At 43.2% G+C, this 3,004-nt stretch carries 4 protein-coding genes and 1 pseudogene; 4 read left to right on the top strand and 1 reads right to left on the bottom strand.

Features of this window, described 5'->3' with window-relative positions:
* The coding region (locus ACJMLO_RS04135; RefSeq protein WP_405294201.1) for a hypothetical protein at positions 1–813 on the bottom strand (813 nt) is incomplete at its 3' end.
* 333 nt (positions 814–1,146) lie between these two features.
* On the opposite strand from ACJMLO_RS04135, the gene ACJMLO_RS04130 reads away from it, so the two are divergent.
* From ACJMLO_RS04130 to ACJMLO_RS04115, 4 genes and pseudogenes are all read left to right on the top strand, one after another.
* The gene (locus tag ACJMLO_RS04130; protein WP_405294199.1) at positions 1,147–1,320 is read left to right on the top strand and encodes a hypothetical protein; all 174 of its coding nucleotides are present in this window, start codon (positions 1,147–1,149) and stop codon (positions 1,318–1,320) included.
* 18 nt (positions 1,321–1,338) lie between these two features.
* Complete coding sequence (locus ACJMLO_RS04125; protein ID WP_405294197.1) at positions 1,339–2,475, top strand: hypothetical protein; 1,137 nt, start codon at positions 1,339–1,341, stop codon at positions 2,473–2,475.
* A gap of 48 nt (positions 2,476–2,523) precedes the next feature.
* Positions 2,524–2,706: a hypothetical protein gene (locus ACJMLO_RS04120; RefSeq protein WP_405294195.1), complete on the top strand. Its 183-nt coding sequence runs from the start codon at positions 2,524–2,526 to the stop codon at positions 2,704–2,706.
* A gap of 75 nt (positions 2,707–2,781) precedes the next feature.
* Positions 2,782–3,004, top strand: a pseudogene (locus tag ACJMLO_RS04115) (hypothetical protein); the annotation flags it as partial.

Raw genomic sequence — 3,004 nt, 5'->3', positions numbered from 1 at the left:
CTGTACTCGGCGGATTACTTCACCGGCAGTGATACCCCAAAAGCGATGGCAGACTCGTGTAAGCTGTTGCGGACGCATCATCAGCTGATGCGCCATCAGATGTGTACCCATATTTTTCTCCGTCGCGTGTTCTATGATTTGCTCTTTCAGACGGGCATCCAGCCAACTCTTGGCACTCATACCGTATGTAGATTTGAAACGTGTATTGAAAGTCATTGTCGATAATCCCGAAAGATTGATAAGGCGTGACACATTTCCTCCGGCCTCCAGATAATTGTTCTCAATGAATGACTTGAAGTCGGCTGCTCCCGAAATAATGGGACGCATAAAGGCTGTGATTTCATCCTTTTCATAATAGGCCACCATCATGTGAAAGAAATAGGTGTTCCAGATATGGCACACACCACTATGCTTAAGTTTCTGCTCGTGAAGTTGCGATTTGATGAGTTGCAGCAGATCGTTCATTGCTCTGCATATCGGTAAGGTATTGAAAGTGTAGTCCTTCTTTCCTGCATGAGTACAGAAATACTCCAGCATTTCCATGTCGGTGCGGATAATGGTAGTAGTGAAGCCAAACAGAATAATATTCGTATCTGTAAGAGCTTTCAGAATCATTTTGCTTCCTCTTGGAATGAATGTCATCGTTTCCGCTTTAATCAATCTGTTATGATACAGTTTGCACGATGCACTTACTTCGCCTGACATAATCATTACTATATAATAATGGCTGGTGTTAAGGTCAACGTACTTCTCCTCTTTACCCATTATAATGTCGGCAAAACCCGTTTCATGGTCATTGACACGACTTGCCATTTGGGTTGCACCCTTCCATTTGGTTATTTTAACACTCCGAACTACACTCATAACTATCTGATATTAAATATATTACCCCCACCCGATAATTAAAATGGTTATTGTCTATATTAAAATGGTAACTCTAAAACATTTACAAAGGTAGTTGTTTTATCAAAAAAACATCTAATTTTGCGTTAGAAAATGATTAAAACAAATAAAATAATGAGTAGAAATGTCATGTACGAGCCTCCTATGGTAGAGGTAATAGAGGTGGAAGTTGAAGGTGGATTTGCTGTTAGTGGCTATGGCTCTGATAGCGATGATTCTGAATTTTATTATTAATAATGTGTTATGAAGAAGAAAGAATATTTATTCCCTACATGTAAGGTAGTCAATATTGAAATCAGTCATATGCTGGCAAGTTCTATTACAGGATCAGCTCCTGATAGTGATGATTCCGAATTCGGAGCTCCTGTACAACGACGCGGAGAATGGGGAAATCTTTGGGAACATAAATGGGAATAAATAAAAAAGTGATAAACTATGAAGAATATATATGAAAATATATTATGTGCGTTGGTGATATTGTCGTTTATAGCTTGTAATAATGATAACATCACGCCCGATATGCCCGACACCCCCGAGCAGCCTACCACGGGCTACCGCCTCACCTTTGACGGCGGTGTGGGCGTTGAGAATCAGACTCGTGCCCATTGGTCTGACCTACAAGGAAGTGGCAACTTGATATTCAATTGGGACTATAATTCCGATGAAGAGACAACCAATGAGATGGTGATGGCATTCTATAAGGAAAAGTTCATTGCCAGCACAACAGGGAACTACCACACCTATGCCAGCATCCATCGTCATAGCGATCCTGAGAAGCAGCAGGACAACCATTATGCCTCTTTCACCACCGTAGAGAAGTATGATAGCCCCCTGTCGAGTGGCGATTACGAGGACTATCGTGTAGTAGCTCTGACACCGCTTCGTGCTGACAATGATACATATATATATAGTCTTGAGAATCGAGTTATAGCCAATCTGCCTATGCCAGGTACATTTGAGCAGAACGATGACCAGGAGCCTGACTTCCTTAGCAACTATATGTATATGTATGCCGATGCCAGCATTACAGATGGCACCGCTTTTCTCCTGTTTGAGCATATCCCTGCTACCTTCCGTTTCAAGATTAGCAACAAGCGTCCCGAACCGGCACGAATCAACAGCGTAAAGGTGACAGTAGTAGATACTGAGGGTGTGGAGCAGCCTGTAGCATCACAGTTCGTAGATGTTCTGGCAGCCTCCGATGAAGATATCGAGCTCTCTTATTCCACCATTTCCTACACCGAGGTGACTACGAACATCAATACCTACCTTGCAACAGATGAGAAGTACACGGCCTACGCTCTCGTATTGCCCCTGAATGGCAATACTCCGCTTGAGGGCAAGAAGATACGCTTCACCATTGATGCATCTAACCCCGATAATGAATATCTATCATTTGAACTAGATGCAGAAACACTTGCCAATGCCAACCATGGAGAGTACAACTGGGTAGGCGGCAAGTCCTACACCATCCGCATGAGTCTCAATGATGTGCTCTACTTCGATGGCATCACTGTCGAAGACTGGAACAAAGAAACTATCGAAGGTGGCGAAGCCGAGGAGGAAATTTAACAATATGAATAACATAAAAAACGAAACGATATGAAAAAGTATTTAGCAATGGCAGCAGCTGCCCTCGTGTTGGTGGCCTGCGACAAGAACAACGCTGATTTGGGTATTGACAATACCAAAGACACTCCCATCACCATCCAGACGGCAGGTGTGGCTGAATTGACAACTCGTGCCATCACCGAAGGACAACTTGTAGGATCAGTAGATGAGAATGTATCAATAAGTGTATGAGTTAAAGGTTCAGCAGACAAGTACAATGCCAACAATGTAGAGTGGGTTCATAATGGTACCGACTGGTGGAGCAACAGCACTGTGCTGTATGAAGGTGAAAATAAACAAAAGATTTGCGCTTTGAGCCCTTATGTTGATGGTGCTTCAGCCGAAGGCGTAACCATCACTGCCGATGGTGTGACCGACTATTTGGTGGCTTCGCAAACTCTCATCACAAGCAACCCTGTTAACATTTGCATGTCACACGCCCTTGCAAAGCTGGTGCTTAATCCTACTTTAGGTACTGAACTTGAAGGAG

It is taken from the genome of Methanobrevibacter sp. (assembly GCF_045120835.1).
Classification (GTDB): Archaea; Methanobacteriota; Methanobacteria; order Methanobacteriales; family Methanobacteriaceae; genus Methanocatella.
The sequence above is the reverse complement of the archived record's forward strand: the minus strand, read 5'-3'. Positions and strand labels throughout refer to the sequence as shown.

Bases quoted from the DNA above. Each gene is read 5' to 3' on its own strand.
- ACJMLO_RS04125 (WP_405294197.1), top strand. From the start codon at position 1,339: ATGAAGAATATATATGAAAATATATTATGTGCGTTGGTGATATTGTCG.
- ACJMLO_RS04130 (WP_405294199.1), top strand. From the start codon at position 1,147: ATGAAGAAGAAAGAATATTTATTCCCTACATGTAAGGTAGTCAATATT.
- ACJMLO_RS04120 (WP_405294195.1), top strand. From the start codon at position 2,524: ATGGCAGCAGCTGCCCTCGTGTTGGTGGCCTGCGACAAGAACAACGCT.